This window comes from Halioglobus sp. HI00S01, from assembly GCF_001635445.1.
Taxonomy (GTDB): Bacteria; Pseudomonadota; Gammaproteobacteria; order Pseudomonadales; family Halieaceae; genus Halioglobus; species Halioglobus japonicus.
The window spans coordinates 151,336-177,645 of sequence record NZ_LWEE01000215.1 but is presented as its reverse complement, the minus strand read 5'-3'; the positions used below and the strand labels follow the sequence as shown (position 1 = coordinate 177,645).

The window sequence follows — 26,310 nt, the reverse complement described above, 5'->3', positions numbered from 1 at the left end:
TTAATAGACCGGAGAAATACTTGGAGAGAGGCTAACGGCGCCAATCAGCTGGGCTGGTGACGGTACTCCCACCAGGGTGGCAACAGCTCGCGGTACTGCGACCAGGCATAGCGGGTATCAATTAACAGGGCGTGACCGCGGTCGTCGGCGGTGCGCACGACCCGGCCAAGGGCCTGATCCACCTTCTGCATGCCGGGGTAGAGATAGGCGTACTCAAAGCCGCTGCCATAGTGGGCCTCATACCAGGACCGCAACAGCTCCCGCTCACGTCCCACCTGAGGCAACCCTACCCCGACAATAGCCACGCCCCGCAGTTGGTCACCGGGCAGGTCGATGCCTTCACCGAACGCACCCCCGAGAATACAGAAAGCAGCGAGATTGCGCCGGGCGACAAAGGCTGCAAGTAATTCCTCCCTGGCCGTGAGGTCCTGTCCGGGCTCCTGTTGCCACAGAGTTCGCTCACCCAGGTCGATGTGGCCCAGTGCATCGCGCATATAGGCATAGGAGGGAAAGTAGATCATGCAGTTCCCTTCGGTATTGGCCAGCCATTCCTGCAGAACCTGCACCAGCCGATCGAGGCTGTCAGCCCGGGCCCGGAAGCGGGTATCCACCGCTGTCTCCAGCCGCACCTCCAGTTGTTCACTGGCAAAGGGGGAGTCCAGTCGCCGGCACACCGCATTCTCGGGAAGACCCAGAGTCTGGCGCATCCAGTGGGCCGGCGAGAGGGTGGCGGAGAAAGCCACCGACGCGTGAGTGCGGGCGTGGCCGGCACTGAGTATGCGCGACGCATCCAGACAATTCAGCGCCAGCGCCAGGTTGCGGCCATCGGCATCACACTGCAGCTCTAACACAAAGTCCTCTCCCCAGTAATCTGCCACGCGCAGCCAATGCAGCACATTGAAGTAGAAGTCACCAAGGGCTGATTCGCGCTGAAACAAGGTCGGCTGCTCGGCGAGCTGCTCACTCACGGCGGCGGTGAAATTCAGCAGCGCGAATTGCAACTTGTCTGACAGCTCCGGCCGGCAGTAGTAATCCGGCTCTGGCCAGGGTTCTTTTTGCAGCGCGAGCAACTGCCGATTAATCCGCTCCAAGGGACGCTTCAGCGACTTTGGCACGCCACGCTTAACGCGCATCAGCTGGGGCTTGGAGAGCGTCGCACTATACATACCGCGAGCTCGCTCGGGCAAATTGTGAGCCTCGTCCAACAACACTGTGAATCGCCTGCCACTGTGCTCAGCGAGGTGTCCGAGGCGCGGATAGAGGCTGTAGAGATAATGAAGGTCGGCAATCACTGCATCTACCCAGGGCAACAGATCGTCCGCCAACTGGTAGGGGCAGACCCTGTGCTCCCGGGCCACTTCCTCAATCGCCGCCCGGGACAGCGCGCCGCGCACTATTGCGGCCTGGAGCGCGCCGGACAGACGATCGTAATACCCCTCCGCATAGGGGCAATCCTGTGCATGACATGCCTTACCCGGCGAGAAACAAATGCTGTCCTTGGCCGTCAGGCTCAGCCACGGCATGCTCAGGCCCGCACCTGCCATCAAAGTCAGACACTCCTCAGCCGCGCGGCGCCCCACCGTGCGTGCCGTCGCAAAAATAAGGCCGTCATGCTTACCCCGCTCCAGCGCGCGCAGGGCGGGATAGAGCACCGCCGCTGTTTTGCCAATGCCCGTGGGAGCCTCAACCATTAACTCACCACCGCGGTCGATGCACTTGTAGACCAATTCGGCGATATCGCGCTGGCCGGGGCGAAAGTCACCGTGGGGAAATGGCAGGTTGGTCAGTGAGGCGTCGCGTTGCCGGCGAATATCGGCCAGGGTTGCCAACCAGCCGCCGAAGGCCGCCAGGGTTTCTTCCAGAAAACTCGCCAGTTCGGGGGCGCTGTATTCCCGATCGACATACGTCTCCTCGTCGCGCTCTATATTCAGCCAGGTCAGGCGCACCTGCAGGCTGTCGTGCCCCTCACTGCGGGCAATCAACGCCGCATAGATTGTAGCCTGGGCGATATGCAACCGGGTGACCGCCTCCGGAATGTCCGCCGGATCCACCCGGCAGGTTTTGATCTCCTCCACCTGCGCCGCTTGGGCGTCAAAACCATCGGCACGCCCTCGCACCAACAGATTGAATCCAGGGAAAGCCTCGCGCATTTCCACGGCGTATTCAGGTTGATAAGACGCCGGGCGACGCCGGTAAATTCGCTGATGACCCTCGATACCCTGGGCTGCTGTAGGTGAAGGGGTAAAGCGATGATCGATATCACCCCGCCGATGGCAAAACGCCGCCAGGTCACGCACGCTGACTGCGATTTCAATCATGGTTCCAGGTCACCCAGGCCACCTGTGCCGGAATATCGTGGCTCGCAAAAAAGCGCAGCCAACGCTTCTGGCTATCCTGCAGCGTATCCCCCGGCGCCTTTACCTCAATCATGCAGTACTGGCCCGGACTCTCACCTAATGCCAGTAAATCAGGGAAGCCCCGGCGGTTTTCGCCGGGATCGAACAGCATCCGCCGCCAGATCGCCAGCAAGTGCTCTCGCGGGATAATACTTGCTGCCCGGGTTACCAGCTGCTCGTCGACATAGCGCCAATTCACCCAGCGACACTGATAACCCTGATAGCGGCACCAGGCCGCGGACAATTCAGCCGAGAGATCCGTGGTGGCCAGATCATCGAGTCGTGCCGCCAATAACGCCTCGCGACGCTCGGCAAATCCCTGCTCATACATATCCGCCGGCACGGATTGGAACGGATGATGAAATGCGCCGGGTAATGGCGCGAAAATCTGCTCCCAGAATGCGAGCCCGAACAGGCTGTTCATCAGCTGGTTTTCCACGTAGTACACATCGGGCCAATCCGCCGCCAGCGCATTGGCTGCCAGCAACTCGACGCTCTGGTTGTCGCGCGTCAGCGCCAGCTCAATACGGGCGAAATTGTCGCGGGGTCGGCGCTGACTCGCCCCGGTCAGGGCACGCTGCAAACGCGGCATAATGCGCTGCGCTGCATCGCGCTCCTCCTCACCCCAGGGTTGTTCAATAATCGTCTCGCAGATTTCTGCGGCCTGCCCATAGCGCTCTGCGCGCTCGTGAATACGGGCACTGCGTTCTCTGGCAGGATGCAGATCGCTACGTGCGTATAGGGCCAGCGCCGCCTCGCCCTCGCCGGCCCGTTCCAGGTCGCGCGCCAGGCTGTTACACAGCCGGGCATATCGCCTTAACGAACTCGAGTAGCTCGGTGAAAAATCCAGCGCAAGCGCGGCCAGGGACGGCAGGTCGATCGCGTCGATCGCGCCCTCGCGCAACGCCCACCAGGCGTCGGCAATGGCAGCACAGCCGAGGTATTCATCCAGTGCACCGCGGTCACAGAACAGACGCTGGCTGCGATCGACGGTATACGGGTAGTGGCGCGCAACCCCAAGATCACTGAGCACAAAATCCGTCAGGCCCTGATGGCGATTGCCAAAGAACAGTAGCGAGAGCACCTCAACGATGTCGGCCCCGACCGGGCCAATCACCCGACCCGCGGTGAACAACGCCACCGGTATAGGCTCATCTTCAGGCAGCGCCGCCAGCAATTCTGCTTTGCGCAGTTTGTGGTCCAGCCCCATTGCTTGCGCCAGCGACTGGCGCGAGAACAGCGAGCCCGTTTCCGCAACCGACAACACGTTTGTCTCGACCAACAGGCCTGCACGGAGCAATGCTTCCACTGCCGCCGGCAGCGCATTCAGCTCTGGGTAATCGAGCTGTTCCTCGCGGAACCAGGGACCAACTCGCGAGATCAGCCGCACATAGAGGCATTGGGCATCGAAGGCCAATGCCCGGTAGGCGCTGACAAATGCCTGCTCGGCGGGCGCGAGCAGGTCCTCGTAGTTGCGCTCAACCGTATCCAGCAGGCGCAGGAAGTTGTCCCGATAGTAATGTGGCGCCAGTTCAACCGGGGCAGTAGCGTCCATACCCGCTGCTAGTCGATCTCCACTCGGATCAGGCGGCTGCGGTCTGCCAACAGGTAAATCAGGCCGTCGGGGCCCACCTGTACATCGCGAATCCGCATGTCGGAATTGCCCAGCAAGCGGGTCTCACGCCCCACCCCCTCGCCGTCAAGTTCGAGACGATTGAGGCGCTTCAGGCGCAGGCCTGAAACCAGCAGTGAAGGCTGCCACTGGGGGTAGTGGTCGCCGACGTAGAAGTCTATGCCACCTACACCAAGGGACGGCGTGTAGTAGACCAGTGGCTGCTCCATGCCTTCTTTGTGGGTGCCCTCACCAATTTTGCCGCCGCCATATTCCTCGCCATAGGTGATCACCGGCCAACCATAATTGGCGCCGGCCTTGAGGATATTGATTTCGTCGCCACCCTGGGGGCCGTGCTCGGCCACCCAGATCGCACCGGTGACAGGGTTCTTGGCTACACCCTGGGGGTTGCGATGACCGTAGCTGTATATTTCCTGACGAGCACCTGCCTGGCCGACGAAGGGGTTATCCTCAGGGGTTCCGCCACTCTCGGTAAGCCGCATGACCTTGCCGTTGTGGGTAGACAGGTCCTGGGCCAATTTGCGATTGCCGCGATCGCCAACGGTGATATAGAGGTAGCCGTCATCTAGCAGTAACCGAGAGCCGTAGTGGCGGCGTTCGTTGTATGCGGGCAGCGCAGTGAACAGCACCTCAAGTCCTTCCAACTGCTCGCCGGCCAGGCGGGCGCGGGCAACCCGGGTGGTGGAGCCGCCGTCCAGGGCAATGCTGTAGCTCAGGTAGATCAGGCCGTTGTCACTGAAATCAGGGTGTACGAGGACATCCAGCAGCCCCCCCTGGCCCTCAGAGAAGACCTCGGGCAGACCGCCGACGTCAACGGTGCTCCAGTCAGCGGGGGTGACGATCTTCAACACCCCCTCTTTTTCTGTGAGTAGCAGCCGGCCGTCGGGCAGGAAATCCATACCCCAGGGCTCACGCAGCCAGGTGAGCAACGTCTTGGCCCGCAACCCGGTCGGCTGTCCCGGCCCGGATTGCTCCGCCGCCCCCTCCAACAGGGGCTCGGACTCGCCCGCACCGCCTTCGGTGGCAGTGCATGCAGAAATGAAGAACAGACACGAGAACGTTGCCAGGACAACAAAAACGCGGCGCAAATAACTCATAGTTGACTTCCAAAGGCGGTACATTTGGTGCAGCCGCCAATGTTACGTGATCACATCGCCAATGTCAGAACCCTGTCAGCAAACTGTACCAACCGGCTCAATTAGGGCATTCTGCGCTACTTCACCCGTTCAGGTACAACACATTGACAGACAGCAGCCCCGATCGCATACAAATGAAGGCATGGATGGCCCTCACGCCCATTGTTTTCCTGGTGGTATTACTGGCCTGTTCGGTCTACCTGTTCGGCGCGGATTCGTCCTATGGCGCCAACCAGATCGCCCTGGTGCTGGCGACCTGCGTCGCCGCGCTGGTCGCCAAATTTAACGGCCAGGGCTGGAAGGAAGCCCAGGAGGGCATTGTTAACGGCATTGGGGTAGGCCTGGGTCCGACCCTGATTTTGCTGTCGGTAGGCATGCTGATCGGCACCTGGATTCTGTCTGGCACTGTGCCGGCGATGATTTACTACGGCGTGCAGATTCTTAACCCGTCGGTGTTCTACGCCGCCAGTGCGGCCATCTGCGCTATCGTGGCGATCAGCATCGGCAGTTCCTGGACCGTCGCCGGCACCCTGGGCATTGGCCTGATGGGCATTGCCGGCAGCTTCGATCTCTCCCCCGCCATTACCGCCGGTGCAATTATTTCCGGTGCCTACTTCGGCGATAAACTGTCGCCCATGTCGGACACCACCAACCTAGCGGCGGCGGCAACCGGGGTGGACCTGTTCGACCATATCCGCCATATGCTTTGGACCACAGTGCCCGCCTTCACACTGGCACTGGTGCTATTCGCGTTAATCGGCAGTGGCAGCGGCGGCGCCACGCCGGAAGAAATCGCCGCGCTGCAATTGGCGCTGAGCGAACAGTTTTCGATTGGCCTGCACCTGCTCCTGCCGCTGGTGCTGATGCTGGCGCTGGTGTTCAAACGCTTCCCCGCCTACCCCGCGGTGGTCATCAGTGCGCTGGTTGGCGCGCTGTTTGCCATCGTATTCCAACCGGAGCAGGTCGCGCGCCTGGCGGGCGATACCGCGGGCCTCTCAGCATTTTTTGTCCAGTTCAAAGGAGTCTGGATCGCGCTCTTCCAGGGGTATGAGTCCGCCAGCGGCAATGAGTTTCTCGACGCGCTACTCAGCAAGGGCGGCATGAGCAGCATGCTCAACACGGTGTGGCTGATCATCAGTGCCCTCGGATTCGGCGGCGTTCTCGAACGCACCGGCATTCTCGCCTATCTGCTCGACCTGGCCCTGCGCGGCGTCAAGAGTGTGGGCTCGCTCATTACCACCACTGTGCTGACCTGTATTGGCACCAACATCCTCGCGGCAGACCAGTTCATCGCTGTCGCCCTGCCGGGACGCATGTACAAGGATGAGTTCGCCAACAAAAACCTGTCCCGATTGAACCTGTCCCGCACCCTGGAAGACTCGGCCACGCTGACATCGGCCCTGATCCCCTGGAATACCTGTGGCGCCTATATGTCTGCCACCTTGGGGGTCGCCACATTTACCTACGCACCCTACGCGTTCTTCAATCTCGCCTGCCCCATCATCGCCATCATCTACGGCTACCTGCACTTCGCCCTGAAACCTGCAAGCTACGATGAGGAGATCCGCGAGCCTGAAGGTGCCCATGGCTGATTTTCCCTGGGATCACCCCAATCCCCATACGCTGGAACTCACCGTCGGCCCGGAACATATAGACGGACTAAAGCACACCAACAATGCGGTCTACGTGCAGTGGTGTGAACAGACGGCCTGGTCACACTCCGCCGCGCTGGGGCTGGATCTGGCCTGCTATCAACAGCTGGATCGTGCCATGGCCGTCATCCGCGGCGAATACGACTACCTACAGGCCTCAAGGGAGGGCGATGAACTGGTGGTAGGCACCTGGATTGTGTCCTGGGACGGGCGCTTGAGTATTGAGCGCAACTTTCAAATCCTGCGCAAGGGCGACGCACAAACGTTGCTGCGAGGCGTTGTGCGCTTCGCGTGCATTGAGCTCAGCACCGGCCGACCGCGACGCCTGCCCCGCGAATTCATCGAGGGCTACGGACCGGCGGTAATCGAGCGTACTCCCTGAACGCCTAACTGCGCTGCCAGTCGAAACACAGGACCTGGCGAATATCATCGATGCCGGTGGCGAGCATTAACAACCGATCCAATCCCAGAGCCACACCGGCACACGCCGGCATTCCCCGCTCCAATGCCTGCAGCAGGTATTCATCGAGGGGCCGCTCAGTCAGCCCCAGCCCCCTGCGCCGGGCATTGTCAGCCTGAAAACGCCGCCGCTGTTCTGCAGGGTCGGTCAGTTCCCAGTAACCATTGGCCAGCTCTACACCATCGACATAGGCTTCGAAGCGATGGCCCACATCGACGCCGTCGACACGGCCAATCCGTGCCAGCGCGGCCTGGCTGGCGGGATAGTCATAGACGAAACACATTCCGCGATCGGCGAGCTCAGGTTCAACCAGGTGACTCATTAACACGTCCAGCCACATATCCCGGTCACCACTGAGATCGCCGAGGTCGAGCGTCTCCCTGGCCATGCTCTCAAGTTCGGCATCGGTCGCGGTAAAGGGGTCGAGCGACAGCGTTTTCAGGAACAACGCCCGGTAACTGAAGTAGTGAGCTGCACGACCCGGCAGGCAGTGATGCAGGAACGCCTCCACCTCAGCCATAAGCTGGTGGTGATCCATGCCGGGACGGTACCACTCCAACATTGAGAACTCGGGATTGTGGCGCGCGCCCGCCTCGCCGTCGCGAAAGGCCCGGGCAATCTGGAAGATCGCACCGCTCCCCGCCGCCAGCAGGCGTTTCATGGCGTATTCAGGTGAGGTCTGCAGGTAGCGCGGCGTGCTCAGCGACTGGCCACGCTCAACCATAAGGGGTTCTATCGAGGGGTCGGTCACACCGCTGGAACAGAGCAGCGGTGTCTCCACTTCGAGTACCTGGCGGTGCTCGAAAAATTCGCGAATCTGACGGTACAACCCTGCCCGGGCGCGCAGGACCTCCGTCAGGGCTGCATCAGATTCGCCCAAGCGCAGATCAGGACTTGCTAGCCCGGCCCTGGTATTCACCGGTGCGGGTGTCCACGCGAACAACCTCACCTTCGCTGAGGAACAGCGGTACCTTCACCACCGCACCCGTGCTGAGTTTGGCGGGCTTATTGCCGCCCTGGGCGGTGTCGCCCTTGAGACCGGGATCGGTTTCAACAATTTCCAGCTCGACAAAGTTGGGCGGAGCAACAGACAGGGGCGCGCCGTTGTACAAGGTGACCTCACACTTGTCCTGTTCCTTCAGCCACAGGTGTGAATCACCCACGGCTTTGGCATCGGCCTGGAACTGCTCAAAAGTGTCGGGCTCCATGAAGTGCCAGAATTCGCCGTCGGTGTAGAGATACTCCATCGTGCGATCCACCACGTCGGCGCCTTCGAGGGATTCACCGGATTTAAACGTCCGCTCCCAGACACGACCCGTGTTCAGGTTACGCAGCTTGACCCGGTTGAATGCCTGACCCTTACCGGGCTTTACAAACTCGTTATCGAGGATAGAGCAAGGTTCGCCATCGAGCATGACCTTCAGACCCGAGCGGAATTCGTTGGTGGAATAGTTCCCCATGGTGCTTGTCCATTACGGTTAAAAAAAGGGCGCTAATAATACCGCAACGGGCGCCCCTTGGGGAGCATCCCCGGTCAGCTGGCGAGGACCGGGGTTTACGACCATAATGGTTACTCAGGTGGCAATCTGCAGTGGGCAAGGAGGGCCTATGGCCAGCGAGACACCAATTCGTCTGCAACTGCCTGCGCAGGACCTGGCAGAATTATCTGTGTTCGCCGCCCGGGAGGAAAGCGCACGCCAATGGGCAGCACAACTGCCCGTGGCCAACCCGGAAGTAGTTGCCAACAGACTCGCCAGTGCACTGGAACAACTGTGCCGCTGTCGGCTGCAACCGGAGCTGCGCTTCAGCCTGCTGGAAGCACTGCAATCCAATTTGCAAATCGCCTGTACCAGCCTCTCCCGCCGCTTTCTCAACCAGCCGCTGGTCATGCCCGAAGAACCGAGACGCGTGGCGGACTTGATCGACCGCTTATACGCCCTCTCGATTACCGCCTATAACTGCACCGCTGTAGAGGCACTGCAGCAGCGCGACAGCGTCCGCGGCATCAACCCGGCGCGGCTGGTCTGCGAAGCCCTGCTACGAGCCCTGCAGTACTGCGGCAGGAAAAGATTGCTGGAGTTCCAGCTGCACAAACCTATGGAGCCCCATGGCTGGCTAACCATGCACCAGCTGTACGCCCTCGGCGAGCGCCAGGAGCTGGCGGAGATTGCACTGCCGGGCCCGGGTGACACCCAGATCAGTATTCGCCAGTGTTATCTGGTGGCCATGCTTACCGGCTGCTGCAAACCCAATCAATTGCGCCAGGCCGATCTGGCGATTGTGCACCAGGCACTATTGCAGTGGTCGGACCTGGTCGAGATTGGCGGTGAGGACGGCCTGTTCCTGGTCGATCTGGACCACGNCCAGCCNCCGCTCTACGCCTCNCTGTTTCGCGACGCCATCCCCGCCACAGCGCGCAAGGTCAACACTGCGCCGCTGGTGGCGCACATGAAAAACCTGCAGGCATCCAGTCAACGCTCAGGCGTCACCCTCGATGACGGCACCAACCTTACCCAAGGTCTAATCTCGCACATGATCGACGCACTGGGCTCAGTCAGTGTGCGCAATTTCGTCCGCAAACCGGCCAAGGGGCCACTGGCCGTCAGCATTGGGCTGAGCGCGGCCCACTATCACGCCGCAGGCGATCGCAGTTTTCCCGAAGCGGTGTATGGAAGCGAGTATCTAAACCATCCCACCGAGCGCCGGGAGACCACGCCCTTTGGCGAGCAAAGTGGTAGTGATGTCTGGAGCAGGGCCAACCCGGAGACTGCTTTCGAGCGACAACATAGCGACTCCGAAGCCGAGGCCTATCTCGACCACCAGGTGCAATTGGACGCCCGCTCTGCCGCCGCCATCCTCAGTGGCGACGACGACCCGCAGCTGGAGCGCAACTACCCGATGTATATGCCCATGATGGTCAACGCCAGCCCCGGCGGCTATTGCCTCGATTGGCAGGAGGAACTTCCCGCGGAGCTGAAAGTGGGCGATCTGGTCTCCGCCCAGGAAGGTCAGCATGACCAGTGGGTGCTCGCGGTCATACGCTGGATCAGCCAGCTTGAAAATAAGCGCACCCTCATGGGCATCGAGTTGCTGAGCCCACAGGTCAAAGCCTATGGCGCAGTGACCCGCAGCAAAACTGGCGAAGAAACTGAGCCTCAACGCGCCCTGCTATTGCCTGAAATCAACCTGGTCGGGCAACCGCAAACCCTGATCACGCCGCGCACGAGCTTTCGGGAAAACCAGAAGATCACTCTGCAGCGCCCCGGTGAGGAACTGCACCTGCAGCTCAACCGGCAATTGGCCGCCACAGGCAGTTTCTCGCAATTTGATTTTCGCTACATGCGCATGCTTGGTGACGTCATCGCCGATGACACCAGCGGCCTGGTGGACTCAGCCTACGACTCTGTGTGGAGTAATATCTGAGCGACTCAGTGATCGCTCTGGTAGCGATCGCTAAAGCCCAGCAAATAGAGAATGGCGTCAAGGCCAAGCGTGGAAATGGATTGCTCGGCCGATTGCTTCACCAGTGGCTTGGCCCTGAATGCGATGCCCAGGCCCGCAGCACTGAGCATGGGCAAATCGTTGGCGCCATCACCGACCGCGATAACCTGCTGCAAATCCAGGCCTTCCTGTTCCGCCAGCTGACGCAATAAAAACGCTTTGCGCTCGCCATCGACAATTGTGCCGGTGACCTTGCCGGTGACCTGACCATTCTCGATATCCAGTTCATTGGCATGCACATAGTCAATGCCGAGGCGTTGCTGCAGGTAACGGGCAAAATACGTGAAGCCGCCTGAAAGAATGGCGGTCTTATAGCCCAGCTTGCGCAGTGTGCTGATCAGGTGTTCGGCACCCTCGGTAATGCGCAGCTCTCCCGCAATCCGCTCGAGGGCCTCTTCGCCTAAACCCTCGAGCAAGGCAACCCGGGCCCGGAAACTCTCAGAGAAATCCAGCTCACCGCGCATCGCCCGTTCAGTGATTTCACTGACCTGATCACCCACACCGGCGTGAACAGCCAGCTCGTCAATCACTTCGGCCTCGATCAGGGTTGAGTCCATATCAAACGCGACCAGGCGCCGATTGCGACGGAACATATTGTCTTCCTGGAACGCCAGGTCGACATCCAGCGCCCCGGCGACCTCCAACAAATCGCGCCGGAAAGCACTGGAATCAGCGAGCGGACCACGCACCGAGAATTCCACACAGGCCTTACTCAGGGCGGGCAACTCACCCAGCGGAATACGCCCGGACAGGCGGTTAATGCTGTCTATATTCAGGTTGTGCCGCGATACAACCTCGGTCACTCGGGCCAATTGATCCGCGGTAATCTTGCGCGCCAGCAGCGTAATGATATAGCGCGCTCTACCCTGGGCCTGGATCCACTCGTCGTAGGCCACGCTCGCCACCGGGCTTACTTTCACCCGCATGCCCTGGGCTTCAGCCTGGGCATCCACGGCAGCGGTAACCGCCTCGCGATCAACGCCAGCGGGAAGTTCAATCAATATGCCCATGGACAAGGTGGCGTGAATCACTGCCTGGCCAATATCCAGAATATTGACCCGGTGTTGCGCCAGAATGGCAGTAACGCCAGCCGTGACGCCGGGGTGATCTTCGCCGGAGATGGTAATCAGCAGGATTTCGCTCAAGGGACTGCCCAGGGTCTGTGAAAGCGCCGCTATTCTAACCGTTTGCCCGCAGCACTGAAAACTTCCACGACAACCCGGACACATCTGGGCGGGCTGGTTTATACTGGCCCGCGACCATTAGCAGACAGCGACGCCGTGATAGAACGCCTCAAGAACGCACCCCTCGGCCAACAGCTCGCCACCTTTACCGCTGGCCTCTGTCTGGCAGTCAGCCTTGCCCTCGTCGCCCTGGGGAGCATTTCCAGCAAACACCTGCAGAGACAGCAGCAGGCAGAGTTCGGCAATGCCCTGGCTCACCAGATTGCGCGCCGAATCAGCACCTCCCTGGAAACCGGCGACCTGCTCAGCGTCTCCGCCTCACTGCAGCGATTCGTAGAGACCTCGTCTGCCGCACGGGTCGCTATCTTCGACGTGGATGGCAAAGCCCTCGGGCAGGCAGGTGATGCTGCCGGCCAGAACCTGTTCGAGTATCGCGCACCTCTGCGCATCGAATCCGACATTGCCGGTGAAGTAGTCATTACGGTTAACACCGACTCCGCCAGCGCCGCCCACCTGCGCTTCGTGCTGAGCCTGCTGGGGCTCGCCATTCTGCTGAGCCTGACCCTATACGGCGTTGGCCTGCACCTGGGCAAGCGTGTCGGCGCCCGGGTATCGTCACTGTCAAAACAGATTGCCCTGGAAGGCCAGGGCCCCACTCCACCCAACACCAATGAGCTGGACCTCCTCGCGCGCCGCGTGGACGACCTGCCTATGGAATTGCTGCGCACCAACAGCGAGCCGGTGGCCAGCGACGAGAACTACCGCACTACGGCGGTGTTGTATCTGCAGCTGGACAGCCTGATGGCCTATGTGGATACCCTCGACGAACAATCTCTGCACCGCTATACGGATCGCCTCCATCAGGTCGTCTATGCCTCGGCAGGCTTTTACGGCGGCGAAATCCAGGTCACCCGCCAGTTTGCCCTGGCAGTGTATTTCTCGGGCCGGGGCAATGCGGGCAGCGCTCCTTTCCGCGCCGCGTCCTGCGCCTGGCTGATACACGCGGTGGCCGCGGAGCTCGAAAAACACATGCCACTGTCCCTGAATATTTCCATCTCCGCATCCCTCAGCGAGCTGGGCGTGGGCGACCACAAGGACATCTACCCGGGGCTGTATATGCAATCGACCCTGGATGAACTGCAGCAGGTCTGCGCCAACAAGCCCCCAAAAATTCTGCTGTCACCGGCGGTGCGTGAAGATACTGACGTCGCGGGCCGCATTCAGCAGCAGGCGACTGAGGTCATGGACTACACCATGGTGGAAGGGTTTGCTGGGCCTTATGACGATCTGCTCGAGCGGCAGCTACAACTCATTCTGAAGCGACTGCTCAATCCTGCCTTGTTGTAGTGCTCCTGCAATCCGGTCTGGAAGTCGGTTGAAGCTTCCTGAAACCGCTGCAAGGCCATCCATGGCGCGCTTCGGCGTGCGGCATCCATGCCTCCCGACGATTTCAGGAAGCTTCAACCGACTTCCAAACCTCGACTCAGTTCTCAACTGGGATATCCAAAACTGTCACTCCTGGTGATAACGGAATCGAGCGCCGGGGCTGGGCTGAAAGGGTTTTCGCACCATCAGGTCGTGCTTATGATTTGTGGAGACGGCGGAGGGCTTTCCGCGGGGAGTGTTTGAAGAGTGCTTGAGGATTGCGCAGCAATCCCACTCTGAGTTGCCCCGCGGCCGCAGCCGTCGGAGCAAATCATACGATCGTGCGAAAAGGCTTTCAGCCCAGCCACGGCGCGGGTAGCCAAAGCCTACCCGCAATTGGGGGGGTCAGCCCTCAACCACCATGGCATCCACCTTCTGGAACCCACGCGGCAGCTTGTTACCGCGCCGCCCGCGCTCACCTCGGTAGTGCTCGAGGTCAGAGAACTTCAGCTTGTGGTGACGTTTGCCGGCGTGAACCACCAGCGTATCGCCTTCCCTCAGCACCTGGACCGAGACCACCCATTCTTCACGGGCCTGTACCCGGGCCGGCGGAATACCAATGATCTTGTTGCCCTTGCCGCGTGCCATCTGCGGCAGATCGGCCAACGGGAACACCAGCAGGCGGCCCTCATTGGACACTGCGGCCACCCAGGCACCCTCAGTTTCACCAATGGCAGCCGGTTGCATGACCTTGCCGCCTTTGGGCAGAGACAGGGCGGCTTTACCGGCCTTGTTCTTGGTCTGAAGATCGCTGAGCTTGCCGACAAAGCCATAGCCCGCGTCGGAAGCGAGCAGATACAGCTGTTCGTCACCGCCGGTCATCATGCCCTCGAAGGTGGCACCGGACGGTGGATTAATGCGCCCGGTCACCGGTTCGCCCTGGCCTCGGGCCGAGGGTAGATTGTGGGACGGGACAGTATAGGCCCGGCCGGTGGAATCCAGTATGACGGTGGGCTGGTTACTGCGGCCTCGCACCGACATCTTGTAGCCGTCGCCAGACTTGTAGGAGAGTGTGGTCGGGTCGATTTCATGACCCTTCGCCGCACGAATCCAGCCCATTTGCGACATAACCACGGTAATCGGGTCGGAGCTCATCAGCTCCAGTTCGCTGAAGGCCTTGGCTTCGTCGCGGGTTACCAGCGGCGAGCGACGGTCATCACCGTATTGTTCTGCCACGGCCAGCAGTTCTTTCTTAATCAGCGTCTTGAGGCGCGCCGCGCTGCTGAGAATCTTCTCGAGGTTATCGCGCTCTTTTTCGAGCTCATCCTGCTCGCCGCGAATTTTCATTTCCTCGAGCTTGGCGAGGTTGCGCAGCTTCAGTTCGAGGATGGCTTCTGCCTGGATGTCGCTGATGCCAAAGCGATCCATCAGGGCCTGCTTGGGCTTTTCCTCGGTGCGAATAATGTGGATGACTTCGTCAATGTTTAGGAAGGCCACCAGATAGCCTTCCAGAATGTGCAGGCGACGCAGCACTTTCTCGAGGCGGAATTCGAGCCGGCGGCGAACCGTGTCGGTGCGGAACGACAGCCACTCCTTGAGGATACGGTCCAGGCCTTTTACCCCGGGACGACCATCGATGCCAATCACATTCAGATTGACCCGGTAGCTGCGCTCCAGATCCGTGGTGGCAAACAGGTGATTCATCACCCCTTCAATGTCCACCCGATTAGAGCGCGGCACAATCACCAGGCGCGTGGGGTTCTCGTGGTCGGACTCATCGCGCAGGTCGGCCACCATGGGCAGCTTCTTGGCCTGCATTTGCTGGGCAATCTGCTCCAGCACCTTGGAACCGGACACCTGATGCGGCAGGGCACTGACGACAATATCGCCGTCTTCCTTCTCCCAGCGAGCACGCATTTTTAGCGCACCACGGCCGCTCTCGTACATGGCCAGAATATCTTCACGAGGCGTGATGATTTCCGCTTCGGTGGGGAAATCCGGTGCCTGCACGAATTCGCACAGCTCACTGACAGTGGCCTTGGGATTTTCCAGCAGGTGTACGGTGGCAGAGACCACCTCATTGAGGTTGTGCGGAGGCACATCGGTCGCCATACCTACAGCGATGCCGGTGGTGCCATTGAGCAGCACATTCGGTACCTGGGCCGGCAACACCGAGGGTTCCTCGAGGGTGCCGTCAAAGTTGGGAACCCAGTCGACGGTGCCCTGGCCCAGTTCGCCCAGCAGAACATCGGCATAGGCGGTGAGGCGCGATTCGGTATAGCGCATGGCCGCAAAGGACTTGGGATCGTCCGGCGAGCCCCAGTTACCCTGGCCATCTACCAGCGGGTAGCGGTAACTGAAGTCCTGCGCCATGAGCACCATGGCCTCATAGGCAGCGCTGTCTCCGTGGGGATGGAATTTACCGATAACGTCGCCCACGGTGCGGGCTGACTTCTTGAATTTCGCCGAGGCCTTCAGGCCCAGCTCGCTCATGGCGTAGACGATGCGCCGCTGTACCGGTTTCAGGCCATCGCCCACATGGGGCAAGGCCCGGTCGAGAATCACATACATGGAGTAATCCAGGTAGGCCTTCTCGGTATAGCTCTTGAGCGACACCTGTTCGATGCCGTCGTCGTCGATTTCTATTATGTCTGACATGATGTTCCGTTTGTTGCTTGGGTTCGCCCGCGCTGCGGGCGATGGGTCAGCCCCGTAATCCGACCAACTGCTCGTTGAGATTAACGATGGAGTTGGCCATATCAATCAGGAGGCTGTGAATAGTGGCCGGGTTGCGCTGAATCAGCTCCGTGAATTGCTCTTTGGGTACTTTCACCACTGAACAGGTCGTTTTGGCCCGCACGGTGGCACTGCGGTCTGCTTGAGTCAGCGCCGCCATGGCGCCAAATATTTCACCGTCAACAATCCGCCCTACCGGTACATCGTCGACGATGACTTCTGCCGTACCGACAGACATGTTGAATACGTAATCGGCGCGATCGCCCTGGCGAATAATGATTTCACCCGGCTCATAAATCTCGAAACCCGGTGTCGCACCGGCGTCGGCTTCGACGCTGCCTGAGGTGATTCTCAGCATCAATCCAGAGTAGGTAATCAACAGGCGTGTCCACAGCCGGATGGCCGCCGGGTCTTCAAACACCTGGCGCATGAACTCGAGGGCGGAGTAGGCCGTCAGACGGGCACCGGCGTCACTGCCAAAGTACACCGCGGCCTCTTCTTCCTGGTTACCGGCGATATCCGGGAGGAGAATTTCGCCCTGTTCCATCACGTAAATCAGCTTGCCCTGATAGCGGGCGGTGAGCGAACCGCGCTCGATGACATAGAACTGGTTGCCGTCGAATCCGCGGAAGTTGCCGCGGTCAGTCGGGCCCACTTCCATAGGAATGCCCGGCATATTCACCGCTTCGAGTAAGGCGGCGACCAACTGCTTGTACTGACGGCCAAGAATGGTGAAATCCTGGGAGAGCTCTGCTTTCGCCAGCATCTAATAACCTCTTGCGGAGGGGGCGTGGTATACCCCGGATATTGTGTTGTTCTAAGGTGACCGGGCTATGCCTGCCACGCGATGAGGCCTATAGTAGCAACTTCTCAGCGCGGCGAGAACTTCACCGGGCGACTATTGCAATGGATACGAACGTGACCCCCGAATGGCAGACTGTGGGCTTTGACGAGCTCAATACCCGGCAACTCTACGAGATTCTGAAACTGCGGCAGGAAGTGTTTGCCGTGGAGCAGACTAGTATTTACCTGGATGTCGACGGCCTGGACCAGGAGGCCATGCATATCAGCTTGTGGGAGGGGGATGAGCTGCTGGCCTACGAGCGCTGCCTGCCCCCTGGCCTGCAGGAAACCGAGAGCACCATCGGTCGGATTGTGGTGGCCCCGGCCGCCCGGGGGCGGAATTTCGGGCGTGAGCTGGTACGCCGCGGGGTCGAGCACAATGTGGCCCGCTGGCCCGGTCACAATATCCGCATGCACGCCCAGGCCCACCTGGAGAAGTTTTATAACGCCTTTGAGTTTTACACCGAGGGAGAGGAGTACATCCTCGACGGTATCCCGCACCTGGAAATGGTGTTCAAAGTTCCAGCAGGAACGTGACCGGTCCGTCGTTGGTGAGGCTCACCTGCATATCGGCGCCGAAGGAACCGGCCGCCACGTCGGCATGCTTGTCCCGCAGCATCTGCAGCGTCAGGTTATAGAGGCGCTCAGCCTCTGCCGGCGGCATGGCCGAGGAAAAGCTCGGGCGGGTGCCCTTGCGGGTATCGGCGGAGAGTGTGAACTGGGAGACGAGTAATACCCCTCCACCGGTATCTGCCACCGAGCGGTTCATACGACCTTCATCGTCTGCAAACACCCGATAGCCGAGCAGCTTATCCAAGAGACGCTGGGCCTTGGCCTCGTCGTCGTCTTTGTCGAGGCCGAGCAACACCAGTAGCCCGGCCCCGATTTCGCCTACTGTCTCACCGCCGACCTCGACCTTGGCCGCAGACACACGCTGTAGCAGGGCTTTCAAGCGGATCAGCCGCGAGATGCGCGCTTGCGCTCGTGCTCCTGCAACAGCTTCTTGCGCAGGCGAATACTCTCAGGCGTCACTTCCACCAGCTCATCGTCTTCGATGAATTCCAGCGCCTGCTCGAGGGTGTGTTTAACAGGCGGGGTAAGGGTAAGGGCTTCGTCAGAACCGGATGCGCGCACATTGGTCAGCTGCTTGGCCTTGGTGGGGTTAACCACCAGGTCATTGCTGCGGCTGTGCAAGCCAACAATCTGGCCTTCGTACACCTCGATATTGGGATCGATGAACAGGCGACCGCGGTCCTGCAGGTTGAACAGGCCATAGGCCAAGGTCTTGCCCTTCACCATGGACACGAGAACACCATTGGTGCGGTGTATGATCTCGGCATTCTTCACCGGCCCATAGTGATCGAACACGTGGGTCATGATGCCGCTGCCGGAGGTCATAGTCAGGAACTGGGAGCGGAAGCCAATCAGGCCGCGCGCCGGGATTATAAATTCCAGCCGCACCCGACCCTTGCCGTCCGGAACCATGTTTTCGAGCTCCGCGCGGCGCAGGCCCAGCTCTTCCATCAGTGAGCCCTGGTGCTCCTCTTCACAGTCGATGACCAACTGCTCGTAGGGCTCCTGCAACTCGCCGTCGATTTCTTTCTGAATCACTTCAGGGCGGGATACGCCCATCTCAAAGCCTTCGCGGCGCATGGATTCAATCAGTACCGACAGGTGCAGTTCGCCGCGGCCAGATACCTTGAACTTGTCGGGGCTGTCACCCTGCTCGACACGCAGGGCAACGTTGTGAATCAACTCGCGATCAAGGCGTTCCTTGATGTTGCGCGAAGTGACGTACTTGCCTTCCTTGCCGGCGAAAGGTGAATCGTTCACCTGGAAGGTCATGCTCACAGTGGGCTCATCCACGGTCAGCGCAGGCAGAGCCTCAACCGCGTCCTGATCACACAGGGTGTCAGAGATATTGAGGCCATCGATACCGGTAATACAGACGATATCGCCCGCTTCAGCGCTGTCGACATCGACCCGCTCCAGGCCCAGGTAACCCATCACCTGCAGCACCTTGCCCTTGCGATACTCACCGTCAGCACCGGCGATTACCNCCTGGGTGTTGGGGGTCAGCTTGCCGCGGGTAATGCGGCCCACGCCGATAACGCCGACGTAGCTGGAGTAGTCCAGGGCACTGATCTGCATCTGCAGGGGGCCCTTGGTATCGACTTCCGGTGAAGGTACCTTTTCAACAATGGTCTCGAACAGAGGCTGCATATCAACCGACATGTCCTCGTGATCCAGGCCCGCAATACCTTCGATGGCAGAGGCATAGATCACTGGGAAGTCGAGCTGCTCTTCGGTGGCACCGAGGCGGTCAAACAGGTCGAACACCTGATCGATCACCCAGTCGGGGCGCGCGCCGGGGCGGTCAACCTTGTTGACGACCACAATCGGGTTCAGGCCCTGCTCAAATGCTTTGGATGTCACAAAGCGGGTCTGCGGCATGGGGCCATCAACGGCGTCCACGAGAAGCAAAACGGAGTCCACCATAGACAGCACCCGCTCAACTTCGCCGCCAAAGTCGGCGTGCCCGGGAGTGTCCACAATATTGATGTGGTAATCGTTCCACTCAATGGCCGTATTTTTGGCCAGAATGGTAATACCGCGCTCTCTCTCCTGGTCATTGGAGTCCATGATGCGCTCAGCGCCTTCATTGCGGCGGTCCAGGGTACCTGATTGCTGCAATAGGCAATCCACCAGGGTGGTTTTACCGTGGTCAACGTGGGCAATGATCGCGATATTACGTAGTTTATCTCTCAAGGGTCTCACCTTTAGCCCGCACTTCAGCGACCACAGCGCACGTGTTTGTGTCGCTTGGCCCTGCAGAGGGGGAATCAGCTAGGAAATCGGCGGCGGATTATACACCAGCGCCGCCAATAAATGCTGGTAGTTTTACGGGGCGTAAACCTTGACGTTCAAACACCCTGATTCCACCAGATGGCTGGCATGCAGGCGACTCATGACGCCCTTGCCACAGTACAGCATGTAGGTCTTGTCCGGATGAAGGCTATCGCCCTTGCTGTGCAGCTCGTAAAACGGGATCTTCTCCACCGGTACATGGACAGCCAGCGGCGCGAGCTCTTCCTCGTCCGGGTGGCGAATATCGATGATGACGCTTTCAGCCAACGGTACGGACAACACCTCAACCTCGGTGCGCTCCAGTTCTTCCTCGGCGAGCCGATCGATGCGCGTGCGGCTGGCATTCGTCACCGCCCGCTCGAGAATCGACATGTCGAAGCACTCCTCTTCCGCGCGAACCCGCTCCAGGCGTGCACGCGTGGTCGGATTCACCGAAATAACGCCACAGTACTCCGGCATACTGGCAGCGAACTCGCCGGTGCCAATGTCATTCGCCGTGCGCACAATATCTCCCTTGTCCGTAGCCACCAGCGGTCGCAGGACCAGGCGCTCACTCACCTCGTCGATCACCGACAAGTTGCGCAGGGTCTGGCTGCTCACCTGTGCCACAGCCTCACCTGTCACCAGCGCATCAATTTCCAGCTCTTCGGCAATCTGGTTAGCCACACGCAGCATCATGCGTTTGAGAATCACGCCCATCTGGCTGTCTTCGACACGGGTCAACAGTTCTGCAACCACCTCTTCAAAGGGCACACTGATGAACAACACGCGCTGGTTGCACCCGAACTTCTGCCACAGGTACAGGGCCACTTCCTTCACGCCGATCTCGTGATCGCGCCCACCCAGGTTAAAGAACAGGAAATGACTGCGCATGCCGCGCTTCATGGTCAGGTAGGTCGCCACGGGGGAGTCAAAGCCACCGGAAATCAGTGAGATCACCGGGTCGGTACTGCCCACCGGGAAGCCGCCAAGCCCACGATGCCGCTCTTTAATCACAAATAAGGTCTTGCGGCTGATCTCAAGCTCAACCGGCACCTCAGGCTGTTTGAGCTTCACCCCCGCGGCCTCGGTGCGGGCCAAAAGCGCCCCACCGACCTTGCGCTCTACCTCCACGGATTTGAAGGGGTGGTCGCCATTGCGTTTGCAGCGCACGGCAAAGTTTTTGCCTTTCAGCCGGCCTGCATAAATGGGCAGCACGTACTCGACGATGTTATCGAGCTCCGGCAAGGGGAATTCAGCCACTTCGAGAATGTAGGAGATGCCTGCTACATTGCGCATGGCACCGACCATTGCCGCAATCTGCTGGGGGTCCTGTAGCTCGGTGTGAACCTGCAGCTTGTCCCAGTCGTGCTTGATAACCACATCCGGATCATATTCGCGCACGACCGCATTCAGATTGTAATGAAGCTTGGCCACCAGGCGCTTGCGCACGGGCCTGCTCTTGATCGTAATTTCAGAGAAGAATTTGACGACGAATTTCATGGGATCGGTATGGCCATATGGCACTGCTGGGTCGGGCCAACCCCTATGGGGCGAGCAAAAGGCGCGGCGATTATAGCGCCAAAGGGTACCCGCTGCAGCCAGTGTAAACGCCAACAATTGCCGATTTTTTGCACAGTCGGAACCGGGCTAAATTCCTCGTGATCGCGATGCTTGATCCGCCGGGATATGGGTATACTGCGAAAGCCATGAACCGGCCAGAGTAAAACACGCTGTTACACGGAGTGACTAATGCCTGAATTTCAGCAGCAGAGGAATGCTGAGCACGCGCTTTATGCGGAGGAGATGGATGCTCCTCTGCCGACCACACTCAACCCCAAGACCCGCTACGCCTATTTCTCGACTATTGCCAAGGGCGGTAAGTCGCTGATCAAGTCCTGTCGCGACCTGCACCTGCGGCGCACCGTCTGCTACAAGACCCTGCGGCCGGAGTTCATCGACGATCCCATCGAGAATAAACGTCTACTGCGTGAGGCGCGAATATCCGCCGCCCTGCAGCACCCCAATACGATGCCGACTTACGAACTGGGTCGAGACAACCGGGGCAACCTCTACTTCACCATGAAGCTCGTTCACGGGTATACCCTGCGCGAGGTGCTGGAGTACCGCGAACGCTACGACCTCACTCAGCTGATGGATGTACTCGTTCAGGTAGCACAGGCACTGGGTTACGCCCATTCCATGGGCGTTCTGCACCGCGATATCAAGCCCGACAATATTCTTATCGGGCCCTACGGCGAAGTGCTATTGCTCGACTGGGGGCTGGCCAAGGTCTGGCACCAGGGCGCGCTCCGGGCCGATGACCAGGATAACGAGGAGGCTGAAGGCGACCCCGGCATGACCGGCGAAGGCAAACTCCAGGGTACCGTGATGTATATGTCACCGGAACAAATAGCGCGCGACCCGGGCATTGGCTTCAGCTCCGACGTATACAGTCTTGGCGCCCTGCTGTACGAAACCTTGACGGGCACAACGCCTTTTCAGGGCGATGTCGTCCACAAGCTCCTGGACCAGATTCGCGACGATATTCCCCCCGACCCGCGCAGTGTCTGTAAGCACCCCATCCCCGACGTGCTCGCCGAGCTGGCCATGCAATGCCTGCAAAAAGACCCCAATGATCGCCCCGAATCCGCCGACCGAATGGTCAGGGTGCTGCGCGACGATTGGCTCAAGGATTGAACGCTTGCGGATTGCCTCTGACGTGACCGATACCCAATTACAAGACATTGCCCAACTCGCCGACCTCGAGGAAGCCAAAGCCAGAGCCGGGGGAGCAGCCGCAGCCTCTCTGCGCTGGGAGAGTGCCAGCCACACGGATATTGGCCGCGTCCGCCCGGTGAACGAGGACGCCTTTCTCGATTCGCCGGAGCAGCGCCTGTGGGTCGTAGCCGACGGCATCGGCGGGCAGAGCCGCGGCGACTATGCCAGCAGCAAGGTAGTCGCAGAACTACGTGCTTTCCCACACCAGCACGCCGCACTTGCCAATCTCCAGGATTTGGAAACACGCCTGCAATCTGCCCACGAAAAGTGCCGCACCGCCTTCCGCCAGCACCGCCCCGGTACCACGGTGGCGGCAATGCTCGCTCATGGCAATCACTGCTTTTTCCTGTGGGCAGGTGACAGCAGAGCCTATCGCCTGCGCAATAACGAACTTGAACAATTGACGTGCGATCACAGCCTGGCCCAGGAAAAATTCAGCCGCGGCGAACTCACCGAGGAAGAACTGGCCACCGACAAGTCTGCCCACGTGCTGACCCGCACCGTTGGCGCCCACAAAACGCTGTCACTGGATATGCTCTTCACCGCGGTCGAACCAGGGGATCGCTATTTGCTATGTAGCGACGGTCTGTACAACCCCATCGATGCCGAACAACTGGGCGGTCAGCTGGGCCAAGGGTCGCCGGAGGCGGCCTGTATCTCCCTTGTCGACCTGGCCCTGGCAGGCGGCGGGCCCGACAATATCACGGTGATTGTCATTGACGCGCAAGCCTCTGAATCAGACCAACGCACTAAAATGGTGCAATAGCGGTCCTTAATGCACTTAAGCGGTGCGCATATGCCATAGAACTGCCCTGCCTCTTCCCCACAAAGAAGCAACACCCATCGTAAGCCGCTCTTTTTAGGGGCATTTCTTCCGATTGGTGCAGGCCGACAAAAGTTGGAATGGAATTTGCTTTCTCAGGGGCTGCTAGAGTCGAGCAGCCGCTAAGGCGCTCTTCAAAGATCAATCCTTAGTACAAGAGATACGCAAGATGAAAAGTAAGTTGGAATACATTTGGCTCGATGGCTACACCCCCACTCAGAGCCTGCGCAGCAAGACCATGGTTCGCGAAAACTTTGGTGGCACCTTGGAAGAATGCCCCATGTGGTCTTTCGACGGCAGCTCCACTGAACAGGCCGACGGCAGCGACTCCGATTGCCTGCTGAAGCCGGTTGCCATCATCCCCGATCCGGATCGCAACAACTCCTTCCTGGTTATGACCGAAGTACTGAACGCTGATGGCTCTGCCCACGTATCCAACGGCCGCGCCACCATTGATGAAGCAGATGACGACGACGAGTACTGGTTCGGCTTCGAGCAGGAATACTTCCTGTGGGACACCGAAACCAACCGCCCCCCCGGCTTCCCCGCCGGCGGTTTCCCTGACCCTCAGGGCCCCTACTACTGCTCCGTGGGCGGCAAAAACGCTTTTGGTCGCGCCATCATCGAAGAGCACCTGGACCTGTGCCTGGAAGCCGGCCTGAACGTTGAAGGCATCAACGCTGAAGTAGCCGCTGGCCAGTGGGAATTCCAGATCTTCGCCAAGGGCGCCAAGCGTGCCGGCGACGAAATCTGGCTGGGCCGCTACCTGCTCGAGCGCACCGCCGAAAAATACGGCTACGCTATCGAGTGGCATCCAAAGCCCCTGGGCGACACTGACTGGAACGGTTCCGGCATGCATGCCAACTTCTCCAACGCTGCCATGCGTGAGAGCGGCGACGAAGCTGTGTTCAACAAGATCTGTGACGAGTTCGGCAAGAACATCGAGCGCCACATCAGCGTTTACGGTGCCGACAACCACCAGCGCCTGACCGGTAAGCACGAAACCCAGTCTATCGACGAGTTCAGCTACGGCGTATCCGACCGCGGCGCGTCTATCCGTATCCCTGTGGGTACTGTAGAAGACGGTTGGAAAGGTCGCCTGGAAGACCGTCGACCTGCGTCTAACGCGGATCCCTACAAGGTGGCCGCTGCCATCGTTAAGACCTGCAAGGAAGCGGAAGCTTAATCGCACGCCACCTTCAATCGGGCCCGGCACTCGCCGGGCCTGATTTTTTCACCCCTCTTACCGATATTTCCTCCCCGACGCACCCACCACGCTAACTTGACATCGCATCCCAGAGAGGCGATAACACGTCCGTCCACAATAGTGCCGCTCGCGGGCAGTATCATGCCCTAAGCCATACAACTCTTTAGTTTCAATTAGTTGCCGCCAAAATTCGCTTGCTGCAGCTCTTCTAAGGCAGACCGTCAATGGCTAGCCGACAATCCCATGGAGGAAAACCGATGTCAGAGAACACTCTGAACCTGATCCGAGACAACGAAGTACGCTGGATCGACCTGCGCTTCACTGATACCCGCGGCAAAGAACAGCACGTCACCATCCCCGCCACTGAAGTCGACGAAGATTTCTTCGAAGGCGGCAAAATGTTCGACGGCTCGTCGATCTCCGGCTGGAAAGGCATTAACGAGTCCGACATGATTCTGATGCCTGACGACGATGCGTCGGTGCTCGACCCTTTCACCGACGACGTGACCCTGATTGTCCGCTGTGACATCGTTGAGCCCTCTACCATGCAGGGCTATGAGCGCGACCCCCGCTCCGTGGCCAAGCGCGCCGAGGAATTCCTCAAGTCCACCGGCATCGGTGACACCGCGTTCTTCGGCAATGAGCCCGAGTTCTTCGTATTTGACGATGTGAAGTGGAAGGTCGATATGTCCGGCGCCCACTACGCGATCTCTTCCGAAGAGGCCGCCTGGTCTTCTGCCGAACACTACGACGACGGCAACATTGGCCATCGCCCCGGTGTGAAAGGCGGCTATTTCCCGGTACCGCCCGTCGACTCACTGCACGACATCCGCGCAGCCATGTGCGGCGCCATGGAGCAAATGGGCCTTGAAGTCGAAGTGCATCACCACGAAGTGGGCACTGCCGGCCAATGTGAGATCGGCATTCGCTTCAACACCCTGGTCAACAAAGCCGACGACACCCAGATCCTCAAGTACTGCGTGCACAATGTGGCTCACGCCTACGGCAAAACCGCCACGTTCATGCCCAAGCCCCTGGTAGGCGATAACGGCTCCGGCATGCATGTACACCAGTCCATCGCCAAGAACGGCGAGAATACCTTCGCAGGTGACGGCTACGCGGGCTTATCAGACACCGCCCTGTACTACATCGGCGGCATCATCAAACACGCCCGGGCGCTGAACGCCTTCACCAACGCCTCAACCAACTCCTACAAGCGCCTGGTACCGGGCTTTGAGGCTCCGGTCATGCTGGCCTACTCGGCCCGCAACCGCTCTGCCTCGATTCGGATTCCCTACGAGCCCAGCCCCCGCGGCAAGCGCATTGAAGTGCGCTTCCCCGACCCCACTGGCAACCCCTACCTGGCGTTTGCCGCCATGTTGATGGCTGGTATCGACGGCATCCAGAACAAGATTCACCCCGGTGATGCCGCCGACAAGGATTTGTATGACCTGCCTGCCGAAGAGGCACTGGCCATCCCCACTGTGGCCTCCAGCCTGAACCAGGCTCTGGAAGCACTGGATGCCGACCGTGAATTCCTGACCGCCGGCGGCGTGTTCACTGACGACATGATCGACGGCTACATCGCGCTCAAGTCTGAGGAGATCGAGAAGCTCGACATGACCACCCACCCGGTGGAATTCGAGATGTACTACTCCGTGTAAGTACCCGACAAGCACTGAAAAGGCCCGCTTTCGTGGGCCTTTTTTTTACCTTTCTGCTAGGGTTAATAGATCGCAATCACCC

The 26,310-nt window shown here is 59.7% G+C and carries 19 protein-coding genes; 8 read left to right on the top strand and 11 right to left on the bottom strand.

The window, feature by feature from the left end:
• Positions 1-44: 44 nt before the first annotated feature.
• From A3709_RS16740 to A3709_RS16730, 3 genes are read right to left on the bottom strand one after another with little or no spacing between them, the layout of a single operon-like run.
• On the bottom strand, positions 45-2,318 hold the full coding sequence (locus A3709_RS16740; protein WP_066057151.1) for an ATP-dependent DNA helicase: 2,274 nt from the start codon (positions 2,316-2,318) through the stop codon (positions 45-47).
• On the bottom strand, positions 2,311-3,951 hold the full coding sequence (locus A3709_RS16735) for a VRR-NUC domain-containing protein (RefSeq protein WP_066057148.1): 1,641 nt from the start codon (positions 3,949-3,951) through the stop codon (positions 2,311-2,313). The genes A3709_RS16740 and A3709_RS16735 overlap by 8 nt, the downstream gene beginning before the upstream one ends.
• An 8-nt stretch (positions 3,952-3,959) precedes the next feature.
• The gene (locus tag A3709_RS16730) at positions 3,960-5,126 is read right to left on the bottom strand and encodes a PQQ-dependent sugar dehydrogenase (protein ID WP_082850168.1); all 1,167 of its coding nucleotides are present in this window, start codon (positions 5,124-5,126) and stop codon (positions 3,960-3,962) included.
• Positions 5,127-5,299: 173 nt separating this feature from the next.
• Between A3709_RS16730 and nhaC the strand changes: the two genes are divergently transcribed.
• Both nhaC and A3709_RS16720 read left to right on the top strand, forming a co-directional pair.
• On the top strand, positions 5,300-6,757 hold the full coding sequence (gene nhaC, locus A3709_RS16725) for a Na+/H+ antiporter NhaC (RefSeq protein ID WP_082850167.1): 1,458 nt from the start codon (positions 5,300-5,302) through the stop codon (positions 6,755-6,757).
• Positions 6,750-7,199: a thioesterase family protein gene (locus A3709_RS16720; protein WP_066057142.1), complete on the top strand. Its 450-nt coding sequence runs from the start codon at positions 6,750-6,752 to the stop codon at positions 7,197-7,199. Before nhaC ends, A3709_RS16720 begins: the two co-directional genes overlap by 8 nt.
• A 4-nt stretch (positions 7,200-7,203) precedes the next feature.
• On the opposite strand, the gene epmA is transcribed toward A3709_RS16720, so the two are convergent.
• The 3 genes from epmA to serB all read right to left on the bottom strand — a co-directional run bounded on the left by epmA (position 7,204) and on the right by serB (position 11,923).
• Positions 7,204-8,157, bottom strand: coding sequence for an EF-P lysine aminoacylase EpmA (gene epmA / locus A3709_RS16715; RefSeq protein ID WP_156507815.1), 954 nt, complete (start codon positions 8,155-8,157; stop codon positions 7,204-7,206).
• A 7-nt stretch (positions 8,158-8,164) separates the two neighbouring features.
• Positions 8,165-8,737 (bottom strand): elongation factor P, encoded by a 573-nt coding sequence (gene efp / locus A3709_RS16710; protein WP_066057139.1) that lies wholly within the window; start codon positions 8,735-8,737, stop codon positions 8,165-8,167.
• A gap of 1,968 nt (positions 8,738-10,705) precedes the next feature.
• A complete protein-coding gene (gene serB / locus A3709_RS16700; protein ID WP_066057134.1) occupies positions 10,706-11,923 on the bottom strand; it encodes a phosphoserine phosphatase SerB in 1,218 nt (405 codons plus the stop codon).
• A 135-nt stretch (positions 11,924-12,058) separates the two neighbouring features.
• Between serB and A3709_RS16695 the strand changes: the two genes are divergently transcribed.
• Positions 12,059-13,309: a hypothetical protein gene (locus A3709_RS16695; protein WP_082850165.1), complete on the top strand. Its 1,251-nt coding sequence runs from the start codon at positions 12,059-12,061 to the stop codon at positions 13,307-13,309.
• 423 nt (positions 13,310-13,732) lie between these two features.
• Here A3709_RS16695 and parC read toward each other — a convergent pair whose 3' ends face one another.
• Positions 13,733-15,985 (bottom strand): DNA topoisomerase IV subunit A, encoded by a 2,253-nt coding sequence (parC, locus tag A3709_RS16690; RefSeq protein WP_066057131.1) that lies wholly within the window; start codon positions 15,983-15,985, stop codon positions 13,733-13,735.
• Between the two features lie 46 nt (positions 15,986-16,031).
• Entirely contained in the window at positions 16,032-16,829 is a 798-nt protein-coding gene (locus A3709_RS16685) for a cyclic nucleotide-binding domain-containing protein (protein ID WP_066057128.1), read from the bottom strand.
• A 140-nt stretch (positions 16,830-16,969) separates the two neighbouring features.
• On the opposite strand from A3709_RS16685, the gene A3709_RS16680 reads away from it, so the two are divergent.
• Positions 16,970-17,443, top strand: a complete 474-nt coding sequence (locus A3709_RS16680; protein ID WP_066057125.1) for a GNAT family N-acetyltransferase — start codon at positions 16,970-16,972, stop codon at positions 17,441-17,443.
• Here the strand turns inward: A3709_RS16680 and dtd are convergent.
• The 3 genes from dtd to thiI all read right to left on the bottom strand — a co-directional run bounded on the left by dtd (position 17,421) and on the right by thiI (position 21,256).
• A complete protein-coding gene (gene dtd / locus A3709_RS16675; protein ID WP_066057123.1) occupies positions 17,421-17,858 on the bottom strand; it encodes a D-aminoacyl-tRNA deacylase in 438 nt (145 codons plus the stop codon). The genes A3709_RS16680 and dtd overlap by 23 nt on opposite strands.
• A 5-nt stretch (positions 17,859-17,863) precedes the next feature.
• Positions 17,864-19,675 (bottom strand): translational GTPase TypA, encoded by a 1,812-nt coding sequence (typA, locus tag A3709_RS16670; protein ID WP_066057120.1) that lies wholly within the window; start codon positions 19,673-19,675, stop codon positions 17,864-17,866.
• Positions 19,676-19,807: 132 nt separating this feature from the next.
• Positions 19,808-21,256, bottom strand: a complete 1,449-nt coding sequence (gene thiI, locus A3709_RS16665; protein ID WP_066057117.1) for a tRNA uracil 4-sulfurtransferase ThiI — start codon at positions 21,254-21,256, stop codon at positions 19,808-19,810.
• 249 nt (positions 21,257-21,505) lie between these two features.
• On the opposite strand from thiI, the gene A3709_RS16660 reads away from it, so the two are divergent.
• From A3709_RS16660 to glnA, 4 genes are all read left to right on the top strand, one after another.
• Entirely contained in the window at positions 21,506-22,453 is a 948-nt protein-coding gene (locus A3709_RS16660; protein WP_066057115.1) for a serine/threonine-protein kinase, read from the top strand.
• 4 nt (positions 22,454-22,457) lie between these two features.
• Entirely contained in the window at positions 22,458-23,300 is an 843-nt protein-coding gene (locus tag A3709_RS16655; RefSeq protein WP_197484257.1) for a PP2C family serine/threonine-protein phosphatase, read from the top strand.
• 226 nt (positions 23,301-23,526) lie between these two features.
• Entirely contained in the window at positions 23,527-24,543 is a 1,017-nt protein-coding gene (locus tag A3709_RS16650) for a glutamine synthetase beta-grasp domain-containing protein (RefSeq protein ID WP_066057112.1), read from the top strand.
• Positions 24,544-24,821: 278 nt separating this feature from the next.
• The gene (gene glnA / locus A3709_RS16645) at positions 24,822-26,228 is read left to right on the top strand and encodes a glutamate--ammonia ligase (RefSeq protein ID WP_066057109.1); all 1,407 of its coding nucleotides are present in this window, start codon (positions 24,822-24,824) and stop codon (positions 26,226-26,228) included.
• Positions 26,229-26,310 lie beyond the last annotated feature (82 nt).